We start from the raw sequence: 284 nt of genomic DNA on the forward strand, positions 1-284 counted from the left end.
GCATGGATCGACGAGGCGCGGTCGCGGGGGATTGAGGTGCAAAGCGCCGAGATCGCTGTCAGCGACCTCAATATCCAGCATACGTTCCGGGGAACGGGCCATGTCACTGCGCCCAGCACGAAAAAGGTTGGCCGCAAGCCCAAGGCCGATCCTCTTGATCTGGACTGGTATCGGGCCTTGCCATCGCATCTTCGCCACCCCTCCGCTGTGCTGATCGACACGACCGGGGCGGAGCCGGTGTTCATCCTGGTCTTCGATCTGCCCGGACGGCCGGCCAAGCTGGT

At 63.7% G+C, this 284-nt stretch carries 1 protein-coding gene; it reads left to right on the top strand.

What is annotated here, in order from left to right; genetic code table 11:
- Positions 1 to 284: hypothetical protein (locus RMT89_RS42385; RefSeq protein ID WP_315889090.1), on the top strand; the 284-nt coding region annotated here is incomplete at both ends.

Origin of the sequence: Streptomyces sp. P17 (assembly GCF_032436805.1) — a bacterium.
Lineage (GTDB): Bacteria > Actinomycetota > Actinomycetes > Streptomycetales > Streptomycetaceae > Streptomyces.